Source organism: Duganella sp. CT11-25, assembly GCF_047302815.1.
Classification (GTDB): domain Bacteria; phylum Pseudomonadota; class Gammaproteobacteria; order Burkholderiales; family Burkholderiaceae_D; genus Rugamonas.
In genome coordinates, this window is record NZ_JBKBFD010000001.1 from 3,212,328 (window position 1) to 3,234,212 (window position 21,885).

At 66.8% G+C, this 21,885-nt stretch carries 16 protein-coding genes; 7 read left to right on the forward strand and 9 right to left on the reverse strand.

What is annotated here, in order from left to right:
* Window positions 1-9: 9 nt before the first annotated feature.
* Window positions 10-1,974, reverse strand: coding sequence for an ATP-binding protein (locus ACEN9F_RS13785; protein ID WP_413420588.1), 1,965 nt, complete (start codon window positions 1,972-1,974; stop codon window positions 10-12).
* A 114-nt stretch (window positions 1,975-2,088) separates the two neighbouring features.
* On the opposite strand from ACEN9F_RS13785, the gene ACEN9F_RS13790 reads away from it, so the two are divergent.
* Window positions 2,089-2,775, forward strand: coding sequence for a hypothetical protein (locus ACEN9F_RS13790; protein ID WP_413420589.1), 687 nt, complete (start codon window positions 2,089-2,091; stop codon window positions 2,773-2,775).
* A gap of 84 nt (window positions 2,776-2,859) precedes the next feature.
* Window positions 2,860-3,561 (forward strand): alpha/beta hydrolase, encoded by a 702-nt coding sequence (locus ACEN9F_RS13795; RefSeq protein WP_413420590.1) that lies wholly within the window; start codon window positions 2,860-2,862, stop codon window positions 3,559-3,561.
* On the opposite strand, the gene ACEN9F_RS13800 is transcribed toward ACEN9F_RS13795, so the two are convergent.
* From ACEN9F_RS13800 to ACEN9F_RS13810, 3 genes are all read right to left on the reverse strand, one after another.
* On the reverse strand, window positions 3,558-5,117 hold the full coding sequence (locus ACEN9F_RS13800; protein WP_413420591.1) for a diguanylate cyclase: 1,560 nt from the start codon (window positions 5,115-5,117) through the stop codon (window positions 3,558-3,560). The two genes, ACEN9F_RS13795 and ACEN9F_RS13800, sit on opposite strands and share 4 nt — an antisense overlap.
* Window positions 5,118-5,203: 86 nt before the next feature.
* Complete coding sequence (gene waaF / locus ACEN9F_RS13805) at window positions 5,204-6,247, reverse strand: lipopolysaccharide heptosyltransferase II (RefSeq protein ID WP_413420592.1); 1,044 nt, start codon at window positions 6,245-6,247, stop codon at window positions 5,204-5,206.
* Window positions 6,244-7,470, reverse strand: coding sequence for an O-antigen ligase family protein (locus tag ACEN9F_RS13810; protein WP_413420593.1), 1,227 nt, complete (start codon window positions 7,468-7,470; stop codon window positions 6,244-6,246). The genes waaF and ACEN9F_RS13810 overlap by 4 nt, the downstream gene beginning before the upstream one ends.
* A 24-nt stretch (window positions 7,471-7,494) precedes the next feature.
* Here ACEN9F_RS13810 and ACEN9F_RS13815 point away from each other — a divergent pair, with 24 nt between their 5' ends.
* Window positions 7,495-8,307 (forward strand): glycosyltransferase family 2 protein, encoded by an 813-nt coding sequence (locus ACEN9F_RS13815; protein ID WP_413420594.1) that lies wholly within the window; start codon window positions 7,495-7,497, stop codon window positions 8,305-8,307.
* Window positions 8,304-9,380 (forward strand): glycosyltransferase family 2 protein, encoded by a 1,077-nt coding sequence (locus ACEN9F_RS13820; protein ID WP_413420595.1) that lies wholly within the window; start codon window positions 8,304-8,306, stop codon window positions 9,378-9,380. The genes ACEN9F_RS13815 and ACEN9F_RS13820 overlap by 4 nt, the downstream gene beginning before the upstream one ends.
* A gap of 6 nt (window positions 9,381-9,386) precedes the next feature.
* On the opposite strand, the gene ACEN9F_RS13825 is transcribed toward ACEN9F_RS13820, so the two are convergent.
* Together ACEN9F_RS13825 and ACEN9F_RS13830 are read right to left on the reverse strand one after the other, a co-directional pair.
* Window positions 9,387-10,001, reverse strand: coding sequence for a response regulator transcription factor (locus ACEN9F_RS13825; protein WP_413420596.1), 615 nt, complete (start codon window positions 9,999-10,001; stop codon window positions 9,387-9,389).
* Window positions 9,988-11,607 (reverse strand): ATP-binding protein, encoded by a 1,620-nt coding sequence (locus tag ACEN9F_RS13830; RefSeq protein WP_413420597.1) that lies wholly within the window; start codon window positions 11,605-11,607, stop codon window positions 9,988-9,990. The genes ACEN9F_RS13825 and ACEN9F_RS13830 overlap by 14 nt, the downstream gene beginning before the upstream one ends.
* Window positions 11,608-11,815: 208 nt before the next feature.
* Between ACEN9F_RS13830 and ACEN9F_RS13835 the strand changes: the two genes are divergently transcribed.
* The 3 genes from ACEN9F_RS13835 (at window position 11,816) to ACEN9F_RS13845 (ending at window position 16,174) form a co-directional block, all read left to right on the forward strand.
* Window positions 11,816-12,805 carry a DUF535 family protein gene (locus ACEN9F_RS13835; RefSeq protein ID WP_413420598.1) on the forward strand — a complete coding sequence of 330 codons (990 nt, stop codon included), beginning with the start codon at window positions 11,816-11,818 and terminating at the stop codon, window positions 12,803-12,805.
* 43 nt (window positions 12,806-12,848) lie between these two features.
* Window positions 12,849-13,082: a DUF6139 family protein gene (locus ACEN9F_RS13840; protein ID WP_413420599.1), complete on the forward strand. Its 234-nt coding sequence runs from the start codon at window positions 12,849-12,851 to the stop codon at window positions 13,080-13,082.
* Window positions 13,083-13,330: 248 nt separating this feature from the next.
* Window positions 13,331-16,174 carry a TonB-dependent receptor domain-containing protein gene (locus tag ACEN9F_RS13845; RefSeq protein ID WP_413420600.1) on the forward strand — a complete coding sequence of 948 codons (2,844 nt, stop codon included), beginning with the start codon at window positions 13,331-13,333 and terminating at the stop codon, window positions 16,172-16,174.
* On the opposite strand, the gene ACEN9F_RS13850 is transcribed toward ACEN9F_RS13845, so the two are convergent.
* The 3 genes from ACEN9F_RS13850 to dnaE form a co-directional block, all read right to left on the reverse strand.
* Window positions 16,171-17,064, reverse strand: a complete 894-nt coding sequence (locus ACEN9F_RS13850) for a LysR family transcriptional regulator (protein ID WP_413420601.1) — start codon at window positions 17,062-17,064, stop codon at window positions 16,171-16,173. The two genes, ACEN9F_RS13845 and ACEN9F_RS13850, sit on opposite strands and share 4 nt — an antisense overlap.
* Before the next feature lie 115 nt (window positions 17,065-17,179).
* Window positions 17,180-18,298, reverse strand: coding sequence for a hypothetical protein (locus tag ACEN9F_RS13855; RefSeq protein ID WP_413420602.1), 1,119 nt, complete (start codon window positions 18,296-18,298; stop codon window positions 17,180-17,182).
* Between the two features lie 7 nt (window positions 18,299-18,305).
* Window positions 18,306-21,845: a DNA polymerase III subunit alpha gene (gene dnaE / locus ACEN9F_RS13860; protein WP_413420603.1), complete on the reverse strand. Its 3,540-nt coding sequence runs from the start codon at window positions 21,843-21,845 to the stop codon at window positions 18,306-18,308.
* Window positions 21,846-21,885 lie beyond the last annotated feature (40 nt).

The window sequence follows — 21,885 nt, forward strand, 5'->3', positions numbered from 1 at the left end:
TAACCGGGGTCAGGTCCGGCAACCGGTTGTTGCCCCGGTTGTTGCCCCGGTTGTTGCCCCGGTTGTTGCCCCGGTTGTTGCCGCCAGCGGCAGCCGCAGCGTGAAGCGGGTGCCGCCGGCGTCCGATGCCCATGCCACCGCGCCGCCCAGGGCGCTGGCGCGGCGCTGCTGGTTCTGCAGCCCGTGTCCCCTGGCCGCCGCCAGCGCGGCGGCCGTGTCGAAGCCGTGGCCGTTGTCGGTCACGCTGATCAGCACATGCTCCCGCTCCGCCGCCGTCTCGATGCGGATCTCGGTGGCGCGCGTGTGCTGCAGGATGTTGGCGATGCTTTCCTGGACGATGCGCAGGATGTGCAGCGCCCTGGTGGGGTCCAGCCAGTCCAGCGCCGGCACGTCGCGCACCTTCCATTGCAGCGCCACGCCGGCGCTTTCCAGGCGCGGCTCCAGGCGGAAGCGCAGCGTCGCCAGCAGCAGCAACAGGTCGGCCTCCACCGGCTCCATCGAATCGATGGTCAGCTTCAGGTCGTCCAGGCAGCCGCGCAGGATGTGCGAGACGTCGATCCCGGCGTCGGCCCGCTCCACCGCGCGGATCGCGCCGATCAGCGACGAGCCGAGGCCATCGTGCATGTCCTGCATCAGGCGCTGGCGCTCGTCGCTGATGGTCTGCCGCATCTCCACCGCACGCAACCGCGCGTGGCTGAGCTCCAGTTCCTGCTCGCGCTGCAGCAGCCGCTGCGCCAGGCTGGCGTTGACCGTCTCGACCTCGCGGATCGCATGCACGTAGCGCTGGTACATCAAGCCGCCGAACATGATGAAGGTGACGGCGTTGGTGTAGGCGCCGAGGAACCAGTGCTCGGTGTCGATGACATTGTTGTGCAGCATCCAGTCCGACATGCCGAGCACCACGCACAGGCACAGGCCGGCCGCGATCCAGCGCCCCTCGTGCGAGGTGCGCCAGGCGCTGACGCCGCCCACCACCGCCACCGTCACGCCGATCGTCAGCGCGACCGCGTAGATCATCGCCAGCACCAGCGGGCTGTTCGGCAGCGCGCCCGGCAGCGGCATGGTCGCCAGGCCGACCGCGATGGTGGCGCCGACCAGGCAGCGCGTCAGCACCGTCAGCGGCCGGCCGTGCAGCTGGCGCAGGAAGACGTGCACCACGGCGAGCAACCAGAACAGCGAATTGAGCGTGACCCAGCCGAACCAGTCGCCGGCGATCGGCAGTTCGGCGTAGTAGTGCAGGTGCGCGACATACGACACCGTGGCCAGGACGAAGAACAGCAGGTAGCCCGATTCCCGGCGCCGCAGCCAGACGAACAGCGCGAACACGCCGACCGCCAGGAAGGCCGAGTTGAGCATCTGCGGCAGGCCGCGCTGCAGCCACAGCCGCAGCTGGTAGCGGCTGCGCAGGCTGTCGGCCGGTCCCAGCCATAGCGACGAGACGGCGACCAGGTAATCAGGCTTGTGCTGGATGCGTATCAGCAGCTCGCCCAGCGGCGCATCGCTGTCACTGCGCTCCAGCGTCAGCCATAGCGGCGTGAACAGGCTGCTCCACAACTGTCCCTGCTCCTGCGATGTCTGCAGCAGCTTGCCGTCGGCATAGACCGCGATCGGACCGTCGCTCTTGATGCGCGCGCCATACAGCGCCAGCGCGCCGGCGCCCGCCTGGCCCGCCGCCGGCAACGCCACGCGCAACCAGGTGATGCTGACGCCGCCCTGCGGCGCGTCGACGTGCGGCAAGGACAACGGCAGCCCGGCGGGCCGCCATGGGCCGGGCAAGGACCGGCTGTCCAGCAGCGCCGGCGCGGCATCGAACGCCGGTGCGGCGGCCACCTGCCATGCGCCTTGCGTGATGTGGCTGACGCCGGCCTGCGCTGTCGTGCCGGCGGACTGGAGGGACAGGACGGCGGCAAGCAGCAGCGCCAGCGTAACCAACAGGATGAGGACGGGACTGCGCGGGCGCATAAATAATTTCATGCGCAATTGTAATGTACAAAACCAGCCGGCTTATCGCTTTCGGCGCGCCGTTTCGCCCTCGTGATATTATTTATATTACAATAAAATCCACTTCCAACCACCTGAGGAGACAGCATGACTTTGCACCGCGCCATCCATACCCTGGCAGCCGTCGGCGTGTTACTCGCGTCGCAGCTTGCGCTGGCCGCCGATCACGGCCCGGTGCCGCTGCCGGCGCCCGGCGTCGGCGATTCATGGACCTATCAATACACCGATGTGTGGAAAGGCGCCAAAGGCAATGTCAACCGCATCGAAGTCGCGGCCATCGACAACGACGGCGTCCACGTCGACGTCAAGCGCGCGGCCAGCGGCGCGTTGTTGAGCAAGCTGCTGTTCAGCGCGGAAATGAATCCCATCGATCGCGGCAATATGCACTTCGCGCCGTCGTTTGCGCGCTACGCCTTCCCGCTGGCGCCGGGCAAGGAGTGGACCAGCCACGCCACCGGCGACAACCCCAAAGCCGGCAAGCGCTGGCGCTACCGGGTGCAAGGCAAGGTGCTGGACTGGGAAAAGGTCAAGGTGCCGGCCGGCGAATTCGAGGCGCTGAAGATCGTCGTCGAGGCGCTCTACAACGGCGAGGAGGTCGGCAGCAACGGCGGCAGCGGCCACCTGACCGAGACCGTCTGGTTCGTCCCCGAGCTGAACAACTTCGTCAAGCTCGACTACCAGGACACCGACTGGCAGGGCCGCATCTTCAACCGCGACAGCTGGGAATTGCTGTCCTACGTCCGCAAGGCGCCGCCGGTGGCGGCCGCGCACTGAGCACCGGCGCGGCGATGCCGGACGACGCGCGGGCGGCGGCGGGTGTAAACTTGCCGCCATCAGCCGCTACGTCCACAGGGAGGTATGATGCAAGCCACCAACGCCGCGCCGCCCTACAGCGACGGCCGGCTGCATGCCCGCCCCGTGCCGCGCACGCCGCAATCGCCGGCGCCGCTGGAGAGCGGCACCCACAAGCTGGCATTCGCCGACGGCCGCCACGCGCTGCTGCACGTCCCCCCGCATGACGAAGGCCGGCCGTTGCCGCTGCTGGTGCTGCTGCACGGCGCCGGCGGCCGGCACGGCGGCGGCGACGCCATCGCCCTGGCCCACGCCGCGCGCCACGGCTCGCTGCTGCTGATACCGGATGCGCTGACCAGCAGCTGGGACGTGCTGCGCGGCGGCTACGGCCCGGACCTGTCCTTCCTCGACCGCGCGCTGCTGTGGACCATGCAGCGCCATGCGGTCGATGCCAACGCCATCGGCATCGGCGGCTTTTCGGACGGCGCCTCGTATGCGCTGTCGGTGGGCTTGATGAACGGCGATCTGTTCGGCGACATCCTGGCGTTCTCGCCGGGCTTCATGGCGCCGCTGCGGCGCGTGGGCCAGCCGCGCATCTTCGTCTCGCACGGCCTGGCCGACAAGGTGCTGTCGGTGGAGCGCGGCCACGCCATCGCCCAGCGCCTGGCCGGCGAAGGCTACGACGTCCAGTATGCGGAGTTCGACGGCGCCCACCTGGTCGAACCGGCGATCGCGCGCGAGGCGCTGCGCCAGCTGGCCGTGCGCTAAGGCTCCAGCGCGGCGCCGGCGGTGGCCTCGCGCCCGGCCAGGCAGACCATGTTGCGGCCGGCGGACTTGGCCGCGTACAGCGCCTTGTCGGCCGCCTCCACCAGCATGCCGGCCAGGTGCACGCCGCGCTTGGGCGACAGCGTCGCCACGCCGGCGCTGATGCTGACGAAGCCATACGGGCTGCCGCTGTGCGGCATCCGCAGGCGCTCGATGGCCAGCCTAATGCGCTCGGCCACCGCCCAGGCGCCTTCGATATCGGTGTTCGGCAGCAGGATGCCGATTTCCTCGCCGCCGTAGCGCGCCGTCAGGTCGCCGGGCCGCTTGGGCGTCAGCGCGCGTATCAGCTTGCTCAGCGCGCGCAGCACCTCGTCGCCGGCGCTGTGGCCGTAGACGTCGTTGTACTGCTTGAAGTAGTCGACGTCGATCATGATGAAGGCCAGCGTGTCCTCGTGGCGCATGGCGCGGCTGAACTCATTGCCCAGCGTGACGTCGAACTGGCGCCGGTTGGCCAGCCCGGTCAGGCCGTCCTGCATGGCCTGGCGCTCCAGCGTGCGGTTGGCGCTTTCCAGCGCGTCGCGCGCCTTGCGCAATTCGGTTTCGGCCAGTTCGCGCAGCTTGATCTGGCCGACCAGGCGCTTGCCGAAGAATCCCAGCAGCGCCGCCAGCAGCACCACGCCGATCGAGCGCGTGAAGGTGTCGCGCCGCCAGCGCTCCAGCATCTCCTCGCGCGACAGCGCCGCCGTCACGAACAGCGGATAGTGCTCCAGCGGGCGGAAGCTGTTGAGCCGCATCTCGCCGTCGTTGGGCGAGGCGAAGGAGGCGCTGCCGGTGCGGCCGGCGCCGCTGCGCGCGCTGTAGTGGCGGAACAGGTCGGATCCGCGCAGGTCGCGGCCGACGCGGTCGCCGTCGAAGGGCTGGCGCAGCATCAGCACGCCGGTGTTGGAGATCAGCGCCACCGCGCCGCGCGCGCCGACGTCGAAGCTTTGATAGAAGCGCCGGAAGTAGTCCAGGTCCAGCGTGGCCAGCACGACGCCGCCGAAGCTGCCGTCAGGCTTGTTCAGGCGGCGCGACACCGGCATGATCCACTTGCCGCTGGAACGGCTGATCACCGGATCGCCGACGTGCGGGCCACGTTCCGGGTGCGTGCTGTGATGGATGAAATACTCGCGGTCCGCGTTGTTGTAGGTCTGCGTCACCACGCCGCGCGAATTGACGATCCACTTGCCATCCTCGTCGTAGACGAACAGCCCCACCAGCTGCGGCAGGTTGGCCACCTGCGCCAGCATCTGTTTGTGCACCCGCTCCAGCTGCCGCGGTCCCCGGCCCTCGGTCTCGATGCGCTCGACGATGTCGGCCAGCGCCGTGTCGGCGGCCTTGATGGTGTCGTCGGCCTGCTGCGCCATGGCGCGCGCCACGTTGGCGCTGAGGCGCTCCATTTCCTGCAGCTGGGCGCTGCGCGCATTGAGGCTGCGCCAGACGTCGACGACGATCAGCGACAGGCATACCACGCTGACAAACACGGTGGCCCAGAAGGTGATGGAATATCGTTTAAACATGGCGAAATGGCCCATGAGCACAGGGCGAGGGATTCCCTGCTTTATACAGCAAATTGATCGGTGACGCCCGTTTTCGAGGCCGCGGCCTAATGGGCCGGCAACATCGGTTGCAGGCGTTGCCACACCAGGTCCGGCACCAGCTTGACCATGCAATCCTGGTGTCCCAGCGGGCACTCGCGCTGCTTGCACGGGGCGCAATCGAGGCGCAGCGAAATCGACGCCGCCAGATCGGAGAACGGCGGCGCGTGATCCGGATCGGTGGGGCCGTACAGCGCCACCACCGGACGGTTCAGCGCCGAGGCGATATGCAGCAGGCCGGAATCGTTGGCCACCACCGCCGCGCTGCGCGCGATCAGCGCGATCGCCTCGGCCAGGCTGGTGACGCCGGCCAGGTTGAACACCGCCGCATCGGCCGGCAGGCCGGCCGCTACTTCGGCGCAGGCTTGCTTGTCCTTGGGAGAGCCGAGCAAGGCGATCTGGGTCGACGGGTCGCGCGCCAGGATGGCTTGCGCCAGGCCGGCGAAGTGGCGCGCCGGCCAGCGCTTGGCGCCGCCGAATTCCGCGCCCGGCGCGAACGCCACCAGCGGCCGCGCAGGCGCGATGCCGGTGCGCTCGCAGACCGCGGCGATCTGCGCCGCGCTGGCCGCCAGCCTGGGACGCGGCAGCGCCGCGCGCACGGCGGCGCCCTGCGTGGTCACCGGCGCCGCCGCCAGCGCCGCGTAGAACGCCACCATCGGCCGCGGCGGCGTTTCGTCGTGGTGCATGACGTTGATCAGGCCATGCCGGCTCTCGCCCTTGTAGCCGACGCGGCGCTTGATGCCGGCCAGCCACGGGATCAGCGCGTACTTGATGGTGTTGGGCAGGATGTAGGCCGCCGCGTAGCCGCGCCGCTTCAGCAGGCGCGCATACTTCCAGCGCTCCTTGAGCTGCAGCGCGCCGTGGCGGAACGGCGTCTCCAGCACCTCGGCCACCTCCGCGGCCTGGCGCCACACCGGCGACACCGCCGGCGGCGCCAGCACGTCGATGGCCGCCTCGGGATGGGCCGCGCGCAGCAGTTGCAGCAGGGGCTGCGCCATCACCGCGTCGCCGATCCAGTTGGGCGAAATGACCAGTATCCGTGACGCGCTCATGCCCGTTCCTCCTTCGCATTCAGGCACAATCCCGCCAGCAGGAACAGCATCATCGCGTAGAACATATTGCTGCGCACCGACCAAAAGATCACTTCCGTCAGGCCGAAGCTGAAGTAGCTCAGCACCAGCAGCAGGCCGGCCAGCGCCGGCGCGGTCGGGCCGCCCCGGTGCAGCTGCCGCAGGAAGAACAGGAACGGCAGCAGCAGGGTCGCGCCCCAGGCGGCCAGGCCGACCACGCCGCCGAACACCAGCGCCTGCAGGATATCGTTGTGGAAATGTTCAAAATCCAGCACATAGGGGTGGACCTGGCCGGCCGCCGCCAGCTGCTGCAGTTCCGCCTTGACCGCCGGCCCGCTGGCGCCCAGCAGCGGATGGCGCTCGATCAGGCGCAGCGCGCCGCGCCACAGTTCCAGGCGGATGCCGACATTGGTATAGGTTTCGCCGCCGCTGAAGTACTGCTGGATGTCGCTGATGCCCTGGTCGACGCGCTCGCGGGCGCCCGTCTGCGGAATGAAGTAAGTGCTCACCAGCAAAGCCAGCGCCAGCAGCGCCAGCCCCTTGCGCAGGCGGCCGCGCAGCACGTGGCCGTAGTGGATCAGCAGGATCACGGAAAACACGATGGCGATCCAGCCGCCGCGGGTGCCGGTGGCGATCGAGCCGGTCAGGCCGGCCAGCGCCCCCAGGCCGGGCCAGATGGCGGCGCGGCCGGCGAAGTCCAGCGTGCCGGCCAGGCACAGCAGGCCCATGCACAGGACGATGTCGCCGAAGGTGATGGAGTTGATCAAGCCGCCCGGGCGCTCGACCCCCATGCCCCAGCGCTGGTAGACGATGAAGGCGCAGCCGGCGCAGGCGCCGGCGATCAGGCCCCACCACAGCGCCTTGCGGCTGGGACGGCAGGCCAGCACCGTCAGCATCACGGTGGCGGCGGCCAGCATGCGGAAAGGCTTTTCGATGTCGCGCAGGCGGGCGTCCGGGCTGAACAGCAAGACCGCCAGCGCCAGCAACAGCACCGCGCCGAAAGCTATCAATACGCCGCGAATCTCAGTAATATGGTGCAACAAGGCCGGCCAGCCCTGGCGCCGGTAGGCCACGGCCGCCAGCAGGAACGCGAAGCTGCACAGGCCCACCCCGACGCTGGTGATCAGCACCAGGAAGGGAAACAGGAAAATCAGGCTGTGGATAAAGACAGTGCTGGCGCTGGACTTGGCTAAGTTATTATTCATTCATTATTATTCATATATTGCAAGATGTCATCCGCCAACATTTCCGTCATCATCACCACCTACAACCGGCCGGATGCGCTGACCGCCGTGGTCGAAGCGTGCTTCGCCCAGGACGACCAAGGGTTCGAAATCATTATCGCTGATGACGGCTCCGGCCACAACACGCAGCAGGCCGTGGCCGCGCTGCAGGCGCGCTCGCCGGTGCCGCTGCGCCATGTTTGGCAGGAAGACCTGGGCTTCCGCGCCGCCCGCGTGCGCAACCTCGGCACGCTGGACGCCAAGGGCGACTACATCATCTTCCTCGACGGCGATTGCGTGCCGCAGCGGAATTTTATCAGCCAGCACCGCAAACTGGCGCAGCGCGGCCATCTGGTGCAGGGCAGCCGCATCCTGCTCGACGAGCGGGCCACGGCGCGGGTGCTGGCGCAGCACCTCGACCTGCAGCGCCTGGGTGCCGGCGACAAGCTGGCCTGGCGCCGCAGCGGCGCGCTCAACAAGGTGCTGCCGCTGCTGCTGACCTTGCCGGACGTGGGCCGCACCAGCCGCCGCTTCACCTGGCGCCGCATCAAGAGCTGCAACCTGGCCGTCTGGCGCAGCGACCTCGAGCTGGTCAACGGCTTCGATGAAAGCTTCCTCGGCTGGGGCCACGAGGATTCCGACCTGGTGGTGCGCCTGTTCAACGCCGGCGTGATGCGCAAGGACGGCGCCTACGCCACCGAAGTGTTCCACCTGTGGCACAAGGAAAACGCCCGCGACCAGGAAACCAGCAACCGCGCCACCGTGCTGCGGCGCGCCGCCGACCGCAGCACCCAGGCCGTGCGGGGACTGCGCGCATGAGCCAGCAGCCGCCCGGCGCGCCGCTGCTGAGCATCCTGGTGCCGGCCTATAACGTCGAGCGCTACATCACCGACTGCCTCGAGCACATCGCCGAACAGATGCACCAGGGCCACGAGCTGATCGTGGTGGACGACGGTTCGACCGACGCCACCGCCGAGCGCGTGCGCGCGCTGCAAGCCGTCTATCCGCGCCTGCGCATCGCGCTGGTGCAGCAGGCCAACCAGGGCATCGCCGACGCCCGCAACCGCGCGCTGGCCGAGGCGCGCGGCGACTACATCCTGTTCGTCGACAGCGACGACCGCCTGTTGCCGCGCTCGCTTGAAGCGCTGCAGCGCGTGATCGACCGCCAGCGGCCGGACGTGATCGCCACGGCGCTGCGCATGTGGCATCCGGACGCGCCGGACAAGGACCGCGACGTCTACATGAGCTATGCGCCGGAGCAGACCATCACCTGCCAGGACGCCATCCTCACCGCCTTCTTTTCCGACCGCCACATGTATGTCTGGTGCAAGGTGTTCCGGCGCGACATCTATGCGCAGCTGGCGATGCCGCTGTTCCCGTCGCGCCGCCTGTTCGAGGACGTGGCCGTGGTGCCGCGCCTGCTGCAGCGCTGCCGGAGCCTGGTCTACCTGCCGCACGTGCTGCTGGCCTACCGCCAGCATCCGGTCAGCATCACCCGCGTCATCAGCGAGCAGTGGTGCGTGGATTTCGTCTCGGCGCTGGCGGCGGTCAAGCCGCACTTCGAGCTGGCCGGGGTCAGCGCGGCGGTGCGGGCGCAGTTCGACGTCGCCGCCTGCCACTTCTACATCGGCATGATCAAGAATTCCTACCAGTTGCCGGCCGCGGCCGGCGCGGCGGTGCGCAGCCGGGTGCGCGGGATTTTCCTCTCCAGCCTGTTTTCCCCGCCGCAGCAGGTGCTCGACGGCATGAGCGCGCGCGGCGCCGACGCGCGCACCGCGCGCCAGGTGCGCAACGCGCTCGACGACAGCCGCTGGTTCCACCTGCAGCAAAGCGCGGTGCGCAAGCTCAAGCTGTGGCGGCGCATGGCGCGCACGCGGGCGATCGCCCGCTAGGCCGCGTCAGGCGCCGCCGTCCAGCATGCTGATGCGCACCAGGTCGGCCACGTTGTCCACGCCCAGCTTGCTCATCAGGCGCGCCTTGTGCACCTCCACCGTGCGCACGCTGATGCCCAGCGCCGGGCCGATCTCGCGGTTGTGGCGGCCGGTCACCACCAGCTGCATCACCTCGCGCTCGCGCGGCGTCAGCTCGGCCAGCAGGCCGCTGCTGTGGCTGCGGCGCAGCTGCTCGCTGTAGTCGCTGCGGGCGCGCGACAGCGCCTCGTCGAGCGCGGCGATCAGCTTGGCGTCGTCGAACGGCTTCTCCAGGAAATCGACGGCGTCGGCCTTGAACGCGGCGCGCGCCGTGCCGACGTCGCCGTGGCCGCTCATGATGATCACCGGGATGCGGCAGCCGCGCGTCAGCAGCTCGCGCTGCAGCGTCAGGCCGTCCATGCCGGACATGCGGATATCGATCAGCAGGCAGCCGCTCCAGGCCTGCTGCCAGCCCTGCAGGAAAGCCTCGGCGCTGGCGAACACGGCGGTGCGGTAGCCGCGCACGCCCAGCAGCAGGCCCAGCGCATCGCGCACGGCGGGATCGTCGTCGACGATGAATACGGTCAAATCATGCTGCAACATAGTTCTCCTGCCTTTCGACGCGCGCCAGCGGCAGCGCCAACCTGAAAATACCGTGATCGCCCACCTCGGCCCACAGGGAGCCGCCGTGCGCCTCCATGATGGCCCGGCTCAGCACCAGCCCCAGTCCCAGGCCGCTGGCCTTGGACGATACAAATGGTTCGAACAGACGCGCGGCCAGCGCTTCCGACACGCCCTTGCCGCTGTCCTCCACCGTCAGCTGTAGGCAGCTGCCCTTGAGCTGGACGCCGCGCCGCTTGCTGTCAAGCAACTGCGCCGACAGCGTGATGCGGCGCGCGCCGGCCGGCCGCTCCTGCACCGCCTCCAGCGCGTTGGCCAGCAGGTTGCGCAGCACCAGCTCGATCTGCAGGCGGTCGGCGTGCATCGCCAGCGACGGCATGTCGTTGATCACCAGCTCGACGCCATGCTCGCGCAGCTGCGCGAAGAACTGCTGGCTGACGCCCGACACCAGCTGGCCGGCGTCGACCGGCTCCAGCTTCATGGCGCCGGTGCGGAAGAAATCGCGCAGCCGCCGCACCACTTCCGCCGCCCGGCCCGATTCGGCGATCATGCGCTGGATCGCGCTCTTGAGCATCTCGCCGGTCTCGCCGCGCTCGACCAGGAATTCGCAGGCCTTGCCGTAGGCGCCCAGCGCCGTCAGCGGCTGGTTCAATTCATGCGCCAGCGCCGCCGCCATCTCGCCGGCCGCCGCCAGCCGCAGCGACTGCTTGAGGTCGCCGGCCACCTGGCGCAGCTCGTCGACCACGATGCCGATCGAAAAGCCGACCAGCGCCAGCACCGCGTCCAGCATCTGCAGTTCCGGCACGGCGATGTCGACCGCGTTGTTCCACTTGACCAGCGCGCCGATGCCGGCCTGCAGCACGAACACCATCAGCGCCGTGCCGTACAGCCCCTGGCGCGAGGCGGCCCAGATCACCGGCAGGAACAGGAAATAAAAGTGCTTGAACGACGAGGTCGCGATCGAGCCGAACACCAGGTACAGCACGCAGATCGCCAGTCCCAGGTAGCCCAGCGTCTCCAGCCGCCAGACGGTGGTGCGCAGGCGCCGCCGGCCCTGGGCGCTGGACAGCATCCAGATCAGCGGCATCGACACCACCACGCCCACCATGTCGCCGATGCCGAAGCGCAGCACCACCGCGCCCCACTGCCCGGCCGGGATCAGCCCCGCCGCCGACAGCAGCGACATGTACACGACGTCGTTGAACAGCGTGCCGGCCGCGACGATGGCGACCCACTGGAACAGCCGGCTGCGGTTGTCGAACACGCCGCCGCCGCCGAACTTGCGGCGCAGCGCCGCGCCGGTCAGGCCGTAGCCCACGGTCAGCCACAGCGACAGCAGCAGGGTCAGCCCCAGCCCGGCCGGCATGCCGCGCACCAGGATCTCGCCGGCGCACAGCGCCACGAACCACGGCCCGGCCGCGCGCCAGCCATAGCGCAGCCAGAACACCAGCCCCAGCGCCGGATCCGGGTTCCACGGCGTGATGTTCAGGCCGTATAGCGGGTCGATATAGGTCGCCCAGTCGAACAGCAGGTACAGCGCGACGAACGCGGGAAATACCAGGTGACGGAGCGGAGAGGAGGAGGACATACGGGCCGGTTTGTATCGTTATGTATCATTATGCATTGCCTGAATTCATTACGCATTGCTTTTCTCTACTAAGTGGAACCCCTATCCCGGCGGCATCTCCTCTATACAACAGTCAACGAATTCAGGCCGCAATTATTAGGGGAAAGGCGTAGGTCTTTACACCAATTTACAATGCGTTACACGACGACTACCATCGCAGCTTGCCCGAATGGCACCACTTCGAGAGTTGACGATGTCGCAGTTGATCACCATCCGCACCGGCGCGGCGGGTTTCGCGGGCCTGAAACGGGTCCGCGAGACGCTCAAGCTCGGCGTGCGCGCCCTGCTGCATCGCCACGCCACCGACGGCTGGCTGGAACTGCTGAACTCGCATACGCTGCTGATCGAGCTGGCCAGGACGCGCCCGCGCCTGATCTACAAGATCTACCGCCCCTACCTGAGCAACACGATGACTTGCGCGCAGCGCGTGGAGTTGCTGCGCGAGCACTACCGCCACGTGTTCCGGCTCGGCCTGGGACCGCTGACGGTGCGCGCCGCGCGCACCGCCGTGCTGCTGGGGAACATCGACGGCAAGAGCGGCCTGCCCTACCGCGTGCAGCTGCGCGCCATCGAGCCGATGGAGCGCGAGGGCGAACTGGTGCTGCAGCTGATGCAGGGCGACGAGCTGGTCTACGGTTGCGCGTTTTCATTCTTCAACGGCGAGCACGGCATGGTGCTGGGCGTGGGCTGCATGCAGGGTCCGCGCGGCGAGCACGGCCTGCAACTGATCAAGGACGCCACCCGCGAGCTGCACGGTCTGCGGCCGAAGAACCTGATGCTCAAGCTGCTGGGCCAGATCGGCCACGACCACGGCTGCGTGCAGCTGCGGCTGGTGGGCAACGCCAACCGCGCCGTGTGCGGCGCCACGCGCCAGGGCAAGGTGCATGCCGACTACGACGCCCTGTGGCAGGAGCTGGACGCCACTCGGCGCGCCGACGGCGACTACCAGCTGGCCTGCGCGCCGATCACGGAGCCGGACCTGGCGCTGGTGGCATCGAAGAAGCGTTCGGAAGCGCGCAAGCGGCACGAACTGCTGGCCGCGCTGGCGGCCGAGATCGCCGTCGCGCTGCACGCGCCCCGCTTTGTCGCGGTCACCAGCCTGGCCGAGCCGCACTACGCCGAGGAAGCGGACGCCAGCGACCAGTACGCGGCCGGATAAAAAAATCCGGTACCATGGGCTTTTTCGTCCAAGGAGAAATACCATGCGTGTGGATATTTATTACCGAGATGAAGCAAAGGGCAAGCACAGCTACCTGGCCGTGCCGGAAGGGAAACCGATCCCCGAAGAAGCCACCAACACCGACTGGCATCCCGAAGCCCAGCACGTCGAGGTCGATGACGACAGCGACGACCTGCCGCGCTATCACATCGTGCACCCGCTGGAGCAGATCGGCGACAAGGGTTACGCCATCACCAGCCTGAGCGGACAGCTCTAGCCGCCATAACATGGCCCGGCGCCGGTTGGGCCATGCATTTTTAAAATACCAAAAGTCATTTTTATCCACGGGCCGCGCGCACCGCCGCCACCCTATGGAAAGCTGGCGCCGCCACGATTTCCTCCATGAAAAACCGTTGCATCTGAGCACCGCACCGCGTTGACCGTCGGTCGTCGGCCATGATCCCATGGCCCGCCTTTCAAGGCATTCCGATAGTTAAGGCGCTGAGCCAGAAAGAGTTTTTCCAGATGAAATTGAAATCAATGCCTGCCGCGATCTTGCGGGTACTTGCGGGCAGCGCGCTGTCCGCCGCCATCGTGCCGGCCATGGCGCAGCAAGCCGGCGAAGCGGCCGCGCCGCAGCGTGTGGTGGTCACCGGTTCGATGATCAGCCGCGCCGACGCGGAAACCCCGAGCCCGGTCCAGGTGCTGACCGCCGACGACATGGCCAAGTCCGGCTTCACCACGGTGGCCGAAGTGCTGGCCAACCTGACCTCCAACGGCCAGGGCGCGCTGTCGCAGGGCTTCTCCGGCGCGTTTGCCGGCGGCGGCAGCGGCGTCTCGCTGCGCGGCCTGACGGTCGGCCTGACGCTGGTGCTGATCGACGGCCACCGCATGGCGCCGTATCCGCTGTCGGACGACGGCCAGCGCGCCTTCGTCGACGTCTCCAGCATTCCGTTCGACGCCGTCGAGCGCATCGAGGTATTGAAGGACGGCGCGTCGTCGATCTACGGCTCGGACGCGATCGCCGGCGTGGTCAACGTGATCCTGAAGAAATCGTTCAACGGCACCACCGTCAGCGCCGAAGGCGGCAGCACGCAGCACGGCGGCGGCAACACCGTCCACCTGGCGCTGACCCACGGCATCGGCGACCTGGCCACCGACGGCTACAACGTGTTCGGCAGCCTGGAGTACCGCCGCGCCGGCGCCATCAAGATCGCCGGCCGCGACGACCAGGCCTGGGCCAACGGCGACTGGAGCAAGCGCGGCGGCATCAACCTGGCACCGGGCGTGCCGAACGCGCTCAACGCCGGCCGCACCGCCGCCAGCTCGCCGTTCCTGTACGACCAGACCGGCACCGGCGGCGCCGGCAATCCGGCCAACTTCAAGTTCCTCGACGCCAATTGCGACTTCGCCAAATATACGGCCGGCGGCTGTGCCGTGCGCGACACCGTCTCCAACCTGCAGCCGGAAACCCACAACCTGAACCTGCTGCTGGGCGCCAGCAAGGCGCTGGGCGAGGACTGGACGCTGAACCTCAAGGCCTCGCTGTTCTCCAGCGAAGACAAGAACAACCGCGGCCTGCCGCTGACCTATCCGGCCGGCTCGTTCGCCGGCAACATCGCGCTGGTGCCGGGCCAGCCGGCCGCCATCGTCAACGTCCTCCCGTCGTTCCTGATGCCGGCCAGCTACCCCGGCAACACCTTCGGCAAGGCGGTGCGCCTGTACGGCTATATTCCGGACCTGACGCCGCGCAACTCCACCGACACCCAATCGACGGCGTTGCGCGTGGCGGCCGACCTGAGCGGTGAATGGCGGGGCTGGAACATCGGCGCCGCGCTGGGCTACAGCAAGGTCACCACCGAGGTCGACTACACCGGCTACATCGACCGCAGCGCGCTGTATGCGGCGCTGACGCGCGCGGCCAGTCCGTTCAAGCTGGGCGGCGGCAACAGCGCCGAGGACATGGCCAGGATCGCGCCGGCCTTCTCCAACCGCTCCACCGACGCGCTGGCTTACGCCGAACTGCGCGCCGGCCGCGACCTGGCGGCCTTGCCGGGCGGCGCGCTGGGCGTGTCCGGCGGCATCAGCATGACGCACAAGAAACTGGACGCGCCCTCGCCCGCCCTGTTGCAGCAAGGCGTGGTCGCCAACGGTTCGGCCTATGCGTTCGGCAAGGAGACCAACAGCGCCGCCTTCGCCGAGCTCAACGCCCCCCTGCTGAAATCGCTGGAGGCCAACGTCTCCGGCCGCTACGACCACTTCGACACCTACGGCCATTCGTTCACGCCCAAGGCCGGCTTCAAGTTCACGCCGCTGCGCGGCCTCAGCTTGCGCGGCACCTTCGCCAAGGGCTTCCGCGCGCCGAACGGCGCCGAGAACGGCACGGCCGGCAGCGCCTACCTGTCGAACGCGATCAACGATCCCATCCTGTGCGCGGACGGCAATCCCAAGACCAAGGGCAACGTCGTCGCCGCCTGCGGTTTCTCGCTGCCTTACGTCCAGCAGACCAATAAAGACCTGCAGCCGGAAAAATCGAAATCGACCACGCTAGGCATGATCCTGGAACCGGTGAAGGGGTGGGCCACCACGGTCGACTACTACAACATCAAGGTCAACAACCAGATCAACACCGCTTCCGGCCTGCCGGACTTCGTGCCGCAATATGTGCGCGGCCCGATACTGCCGACCGCGATCGCGGACGGCAACGGCGGCACCATCATCGCCGCGCCGCCGGTCGGCCAGATCGCCTACGCACCGTCGACCTACCTGAACACCGGCAGCACCCAGACCACCGGGGTGGAGCTCGATACGTCCTACAAGTTCAAGCTGGGCGATGCGGGCACCATCAAGGCGGGGCTGCAGTTCAATCACATGATCAGCTACCTGCTGACCCAGAGCGGCGTGACCTACCAGCTGGCCGGCACCCACGGCCCGTCCGTCATCAGCGGCAACACCGGCAATCCGAAGAATCGCGGCCAGTTCACGCTGGGCTACGATCGCGGCCCGCTGAACGTGACCACCACGCTGAACTGGATCGGCGATTATTCGATCCTGGATCCGTCGGTGGGAGCCAACGACTGCGCCACGGCATCGAACGAGCAGGCCGGCCGCAATTACTACTTCGGCGGCAAGACGCCGCTGGCGTATTGCCAGGTGCCGTCGTTTGTCTCGACCGACCTGACGCTGACCTACAAGCTCGATGCGCACTGGACCTTGCACGGCACCGTGCTGAATCTGTTTGACCGCGCGCCGCCGTTCGACCTCGGCACCTACGGCAATTCCAACGCCATCACCTCGTACAACGCCACGTTGCACCAGGCTGGCGCTGTCGGACGCTTCTTCAGCGTCGGCGCGGCTTACCGCTTCTAAGCCGCCTTGCTTGCGGGATGTGCCGCTTCGGCCTCCCGCAAGCTTTCCAGCGTGGTATCCAGCAAGGCGCGCAAGCGCGGCGAACTCTTCAAGTCCAGGTGATAGCCGGCCCACACATGGCGCGCCGGCGGCGCTTCGCCCAGGCTCAACAACACCAGCTCCTCCATCGTATCGCCCAGCACGCGCGGCAGCAGGGCCAGCCCGCGCCCCGCGCGGCAGAATTGCGCCTGCATATGGCGGCTGCCGGTGCGCAGGCGGACCTGGGCTTGCGGCAGCCGCGCGCGCAGCCACGGCGAATCCGGCAAGTCGTTGGCGTCGCCGTCGAGCAGGATCAGGCCGTGGCCCAGTCCGCTGCGGGTGGGTTCGCCATGCTGTTGCAGATAGTCGCGCGCGGCATAGACGCCGAACTCGACCAGCCCCACCTTGCGCTGGATGACGGAGGGTTCGTCGAACGGCAAAAAGCGGAACACCAGGTCGGCCTCGCGCCGCGCCAGCTGGACTTCGCGCGTTTCGTTCAGCAGCTCCACCACCACTCTCGGATGTTGTTCTGAAAACCGCGCGAAGATCGGCGCCAGCACGATGGTGTTGTACCAGTCGGCCGAGGCGACCGTCAGTATGCCTTGCAGATGTGTGGGACAACGCAGCTTGAGCACCAGCGCGTCCACCTCGCGCTCCATATTGCCGACGTGGTCGAGGATGGTGGCGCCGTCGCCGGTCAGCGACAGGCCGGCGGCGCCGTCGCGGTGAAACAGCTGCACGCCGAACTCGGCCTCCAGCCCCTTGATGCGGCGCCCCAGCGTGGGCTGCGACAGGTCCAGCACCTGCGCTGCGCCGCCCAGCGAGCCCTTGCGGGCCACCGCCAGAAATATCTTCAGATCATCCCAATCCATGCTGCTCTCCATATCGCTTAACAGCGAACTATATGGGTGGCGGCCACAGCCAGGGTAGGCGACAAAAAGCGATACAGCACCAACTAAAGGTTGATATCGATCTGATATTTCGCGGTCAAAATGGCCACACGGTGGCGTCTGCCGGGACATTGAACCAGCCGAAAGCGTGGTGCAGCAGGTAGGCGATGTCGTAGGGCAGCGCCGACCATCTGGGGGTGCCCTCCCACACCCACGCCCAGGGCATCAGCGCCCATAGGGTGAATATCACCGAGACTTCTCGTTTGGATATCTTTTCCAGGAAATCCACATTCAGCAGCCAATACGTGAATATCAATGGGAAGGTGACTATGGCCAGGACGCGGGTCTGGTCGCCAGACACCGGCAGCAGCAGGCAGAGCCCCGCCAGCGACAAGAAAAATGGGAGCGACTTTTTGCCCCAGTCGCTGAACCTGAGCGCGGCCAGCCACCCCAGGCCCAGAACCGACCAGACGATGGAGTGGAAGTGATAGAAAAACTGGTTCAGCAGCGCGCCGATGTGCGCCCGCAGCCAATGCGCCCTGCCGGAATTGACCTGCACATCATAATGCTTGAATATCCCGACCAATACCAACTTCCCGGCAATGACGCCCAGCAGCAAGCACAGGCAAAACTTCCACGAGTGCTTTAACGCATAGTTCTGCTTGTGGCTGATCGCGACGGCAAACAATAATCCCGCAGCCGCGAAGAATCCCTGCTCAAAGTGCTGCATGCCGAGCAAGACGCCAACCGCGCATGTGAAGATCGGCGATACCGGAAAGGCCAATGCCACGAGCATCAACAACAGCGTCAGCGCATCGCCGCTGACCCAGAAATATGCCGTGGCCGAGACGGGAAGAATACTGAATAGAACGATGGACGACCTGGCCAGCTTATTCGACAGATAGACGAACGCAATTCGCACAAATAAAAGCGTAAACGCAATGGATGCCAGCAAGCGAAAGACAAAGAACTGCCATTGGCTTTTGATGCCTATACCCCATGCGAGGAATGGCTCCAGCCAGCTCCACAACAAATAGTGCGCGTCCGGATTGGGCAGCGGATTGGTGAACGGATTATCCGCAATGGCTTGGGATTCTCCCAAGTTGGGAATGGACCAAATCCCCGTCTTGAAAAGCGTGAGCGCGGCGATGGCAAGTATCAGCTTCCACGCCGGCGCCTCAAAAATAAACTTCTCAATCTTGCTTATTGCGTTCATATGCCACTTAGTATTCGACGGCGACATCCCTGGCGCCCAGTTGCTGCAGCGCCAGCGTCAGTTCGTCCGACGGCGCCACGCGCCAGGCCTCGCCCAGCTGCAGCGTGCAACTCACGCCCTGCGGCGTGATGCGCGCGGACACCGGCAAGCCATCGGCGTGACGGTGCGGCGCCAGCACCTCGGCCACCTTGCGCGCATCGACCGTGGTCGGCAGCGCCAGCCCGAATTGCTTGCCGTAGCTGACGCGCGCGGTGGTCATGTCGAACACCTTCTCGGCCGAGATCCGCAGGCCGCCCGAGAAACGGTCTTCCGACACCTTGCCCACCACGGCCAGGAACTCGTCGTCCTTGAACATCTTCTTGTTCTCTTCGAACACCTCGGAATACACGGTCACCTCGACCACCGCGGTCTTGTCGTCCAGCGTGACGATCAGGATCTTGCCGCGCTGCGTCATCTGCGGACGGATGCCGGTGATCACGCCGCACAGCATGCGCGGATCGCGCGACGGCTCCAGGTCCGCCAGCTTGGTGCGGGCGAAGCGACGCGCTTCCGGCGCGAACGAGTCGAACATGTGGCCGGACAGGTAGAAGCCCAGCGCGATCTTTTCCTCGGCCAGTTTCTGGCGGTCGGTGAACGGCGCGGCCTTGACGTATTCCGGCGGCGCCACCAGATCGCTGTCATCGCCGCCGAACAGGCTGACCTGGTTGGCCGCCTTGGCTTCCTGGTCGGCACACTCCATCGCGAAGCTGACCGAAGCCAGCAGGATGGCGCGGTCGATGCCCAGGCAGTCGAAGGCGCCGGCGCGGATCAGCGATTCGATGGTGCGGCGGTTGATCTGCTTCTTGTCGACCCGCTTGCAGAAATCGAACAGGCTGACGAACGGACCGCCGGCATTGCGGGCGGCGATGATGGCCTCGATCGCGTTCTGGCCCGCGCCCTTGCAGGCGCCCAGGCCGTAGCGGATCTGCGTGACCTTCTTGCCGGTGACCGACGGCGCCGGGCCGTCCGGCATGAAGCGGAAATCGGACTTGTTGATGTCCGGCGGCAGGATGGTCAGGCCGCAGATGTCGATCGAATCCTCGACCAGGATCTTGACCTTCTCGGTGTCCTCCATCGCCAGCGACATATTGGCCGCCATGAACGCGGCCGGATGGTGCGCCTTCAGGTAGGCGGTGTGGTACGACAGCAGCGCGTAGGCGGCGGCGTGCGACTTGTTGAAGCCGTAGCCCGCGAACTTCTCCATCAGATCGAAGATCTCGTCGGCCTTCTGCGCGGTCAGGCCATCCTTGGCGGCGCCGGCGCGGAAGATCTCGCGGTGCTCCGCCATCTCCTCGGCCTTCTTCTTGCCCATCGCGCGGCGCAGCATGTCGGCGCCGCCCAGCGAGTAGCCGCCGACGATCTGCGCCATCTGCATCACCTGCTCCTGGTACACCATGATGCCGTAGGTTTCGGACAGAATGGATTCGGTACGCGGATCGGGATAGTCGAATTTCTCGCCGTGCTTGCGCTTGCAGAAGTCCGGGATCAGGTCCATCGGGCCCGGACGGTACAGCGCCACCAGCGCGATAATGTCTTCGAAGCGGTCGGGACGCGCGTCCTTCAGCATGCCCTGCATGCCGCGCGACTCCAGCTGGAACACGGCGACGGTTTTCGCCTTGGTCAGCAGCTCGTAGGACGGGCGGTCGTTCAGCGGCAGCTTGGCCAGGTCGAACGCGGATTCGGCCGGGTCGAGCGCCTTGATGTAGCGCACCGCGCGGTCGAGAATGGTCAGGGTCGTCAGACCCAGGAAGTCGAACTTGACCAGGCCCACGGCCTCGACGTCGTCCTTGTCGTACTGCGACACCACGCCGCCGTCGCCGCCCTGCGTGTACAGCGGGCAGAAGTCGGTCAGCTTGCCCGGCGCGATCAACACGCCGCCGGCGTGCATGCCGATGTTACGGGTGATGCCCTCGACCTGCTGCGCGAGGTCCAGCAGCTGCGCCACTTCCTCCTCGTTCTGCTGGCGTTCCTTGAGCATCGGCTCTTCCTCGATCGCCTCGGCGATCGACACCGGCTTGCCCGGCTTGAACGGGATCAGCTTGGACACGCCGTCGCAGAAGTTGTAGCCGAAGTCCATCACGCGGCCGACGTCGCGGATCGCGCCCTTGGCCGCCATGGTACCGAAGGTGGCGATCTGCGACACCGCGTCGCGGCCGTACAGGTCCTTGACGTGCTGGATCACCAGGTCGCGCTTCTCCTGGCAGAAGTCGATGTCGAAGTCGGGCATCGAGACGCGCTCGGGATTCAAGAAACGTTCGAACAGCAGGTTGTATTTCAGCGGATCGAGGTCGGTGATCTTCAGCGCGTAGGCCACCAGCGAGCCGGCGCCCGAACCGCGGCCCGGCCCGATCGGCACGTCGTTGTTCTTGCCCCACTGGATAAACTCCGCCACGATCAGGAAGTAGCCCGGGAACTTCATGTTGATGATGGTGTTGTTCTCGAACTCCAGCCGTTCCTCGTAGCGCTGGCGTTGCTGCTCGCGCTTGACGGGATCCGGGTAGAGTTGCTCCAGACGTTCCTCCAGGCCCTTCTTGGTTTCCGCGCGCAGGAATTCGTCGATGGTCATGCCCGGCGTCGGGAAGTTCGGCAGCTGCGGCTTGCCCAGCGTCAGCGTCAGGTTGCAGCGCTTGGCGATCTCCACCGAGTTTTGCAGCGCGGCCGGCAGGTCGTGGAACAGCTCGCGCATCTCGGCCTGCGACAGGAAACGCATCTGCTCGTTGAAGCGGCGCACCCGCTTGTTATTGGCCAGCATCTCGCCTTCGGCGATACAGGTGCGGGCCTCGTGGGCGATGTACTCGTCTTTGCGGATAAACTGCACCGGATGGGTCGCCACCACCGGCAGGCCCAGCTTGGCCGCCAGCGCCACCGCGTGGCGCACCTGGGCTTCCTGGTTGGCTTGGCCGGCGCGCTGGATCTCGATGTAGAAGTGGCCGGGGAAAATCCGCGCCCACTTCTGCGCCTGCTGCTCGGCCAGCGCCGGGTTGCCGTTTTCGATGGCTTGGCCGACGTCGCCGAAATGCGCGCCGGACAGCGCGATCAGGCCGTTGGCCGGGCTATCGTCGGGCAGCAGCGCATAGGTCTTGGCGGTCAGCTCGGTCAGCCACTCGGTGCGGATCTCGGCGCGCCCCTTGTATTGGTTGGTCAGCGAAGCTTGCGACAGCAGCTCGCACAGCTGCAGGTAGCCCATGCGGTTTTTCGCGAACAGCATCAAACGGGATGGCTTGTCGCGGTTATCGTCGTTGGTGATCCAGACGTCGACGCCGACCACCGGCTTGATGCCCTTGCCGCGCGCAGCCTTGTAGAACTTGACCATGCCGAACATATTGGCCAAGTCGGTGACGGCCAGCGCCGCCTGCTTGTCCTTGGCGGCGGCGCCGATCAGGTCGTCGATGCGGACCAGGCCGTCCGCGATCGAATACTCGGAGTGCACCCGCAGATGGACGAAAGCCGGTCCGGCCGGGACCACGGCGAGCGCCGCCGATTCTTGTTCGTTTGCTACCATGTTCATACGCTGCTCATTGCTGGTTCGATATCCAGCTATTTTACCG

Bases quoted from the DNA above. Each gene is read 5' to 3' on its own strand.
- ACEN9F_RS13815 (WP_413420594.1), top strand. From the start codon at position 7,495: ATGTCATCCGCCAACATTTCCGTCATCATCACCACCTACAACCGGCCG.
- ACEN9F_RS13855 (WP_413420602.1), bottom strand. From the start codon at position 18,298: ATGAACGCAATAAGCAAGATTGAGAAGTTTATTTTTGAGGCGCCGGCG.
- ACEN9F_RS13835 (WP_413420598.1), top strand. From the start codon at position 11,816: ATGGCACCACTTCGAGAGTTGACGATGTCGCAGTTGATCACCATCCGC.
- ACEN9F_RS13830 (WP_413420597.1), bottom strand. From the start codon at position 11,607: ATGTCCTCCTCCTCTCCGCTCCGTCACCTGGTATTTCCCGCGTTCGTC.
- ACEN9F_RS13850 (WP_413420601.1), bottom strand. From the start codon at position 17,064: ATGGATTGGGATGATCTGAAGATATTTCTGGCGGTGGCCCGCAAGGGC.
- ACEN9F_RS13845 (WP_413420600.1), top strand. From the start codon at position 13,331: ATGAAATTGAAATCAATGCCTGCCGCGATCTTGCGGGTACTTGCGGGC.
- ACEN9F_RS13810 (WP_413420593.1), bottom strand. From the start codon at position 7,470: ATGAATAATAACTTAGCCAAGTCCAGCGCCAGCACTGTCTTTATCCAC.
- waaF (WP_413420592.1), bottom strand. From the start codon at position 6,247: ATGAGCGCGTCACGGATACTGGTCATTTCGCCCAACTGGATCGGCGAC.
- dnaE (WP_413420603.1), bottom strand. From the start codon at position 21,845: ATGAACATGGTAGCAAACGAACAAGAATCGGCGGCGCTCGCCGTGGTC.
- ACEN9F_RS13825 (WP_413420596.1), bottom strand. From the start codon at position 10,001: ATGTTGCAGCATGATTTGACCGTATTCATCGTCGACGACGATCCCGCC.
- ACEN9F_RS13800 (WP_413420591.1), bottom strand. From the start codon at position 5,117: ATGTTTAAACGATATTCCATCACCTTCTGGGCCACCGTGTTTGTCAGC.
- ACEN9F_RS13840 (WP_413420599.1), top strand. From the start codon at position 12,849: ATGCGTGTGGATATTTATTACCGAGATGAAGCAAAGGGCAAGCACAGC.
- ACEN9F_RS13790 (WP_413420589.1), top strand. From the start codon at position 2,089: ATGACTTTGCACCGCGCCATCCATACCCTGGCAGCCGTCGGCGTGTTA.
- ACEN9F_RS13785 (WP_413420588.1), bottom strand. From the start codon at position 1,974: ATGAAATTATTTATGCGCCCGCGCAGTCCCGTCCTCATCCTGTTGGTT.
- ACEN9F_RS13795 (WP_413420590.1), top strand. From the start codon at position 2,860: ATGATGCAAGCCACCAACGCCGCGCCGCCCTACAGCGACGGCCGGCTG.
- ACEN9F_RS13820 (WP_413420595.1), top strand. From the start codon at position 8,304: ATGAGCCAGCAGCCGCCCGGCGCGCCGCTGCTGAGCATCCTGGTGCCG.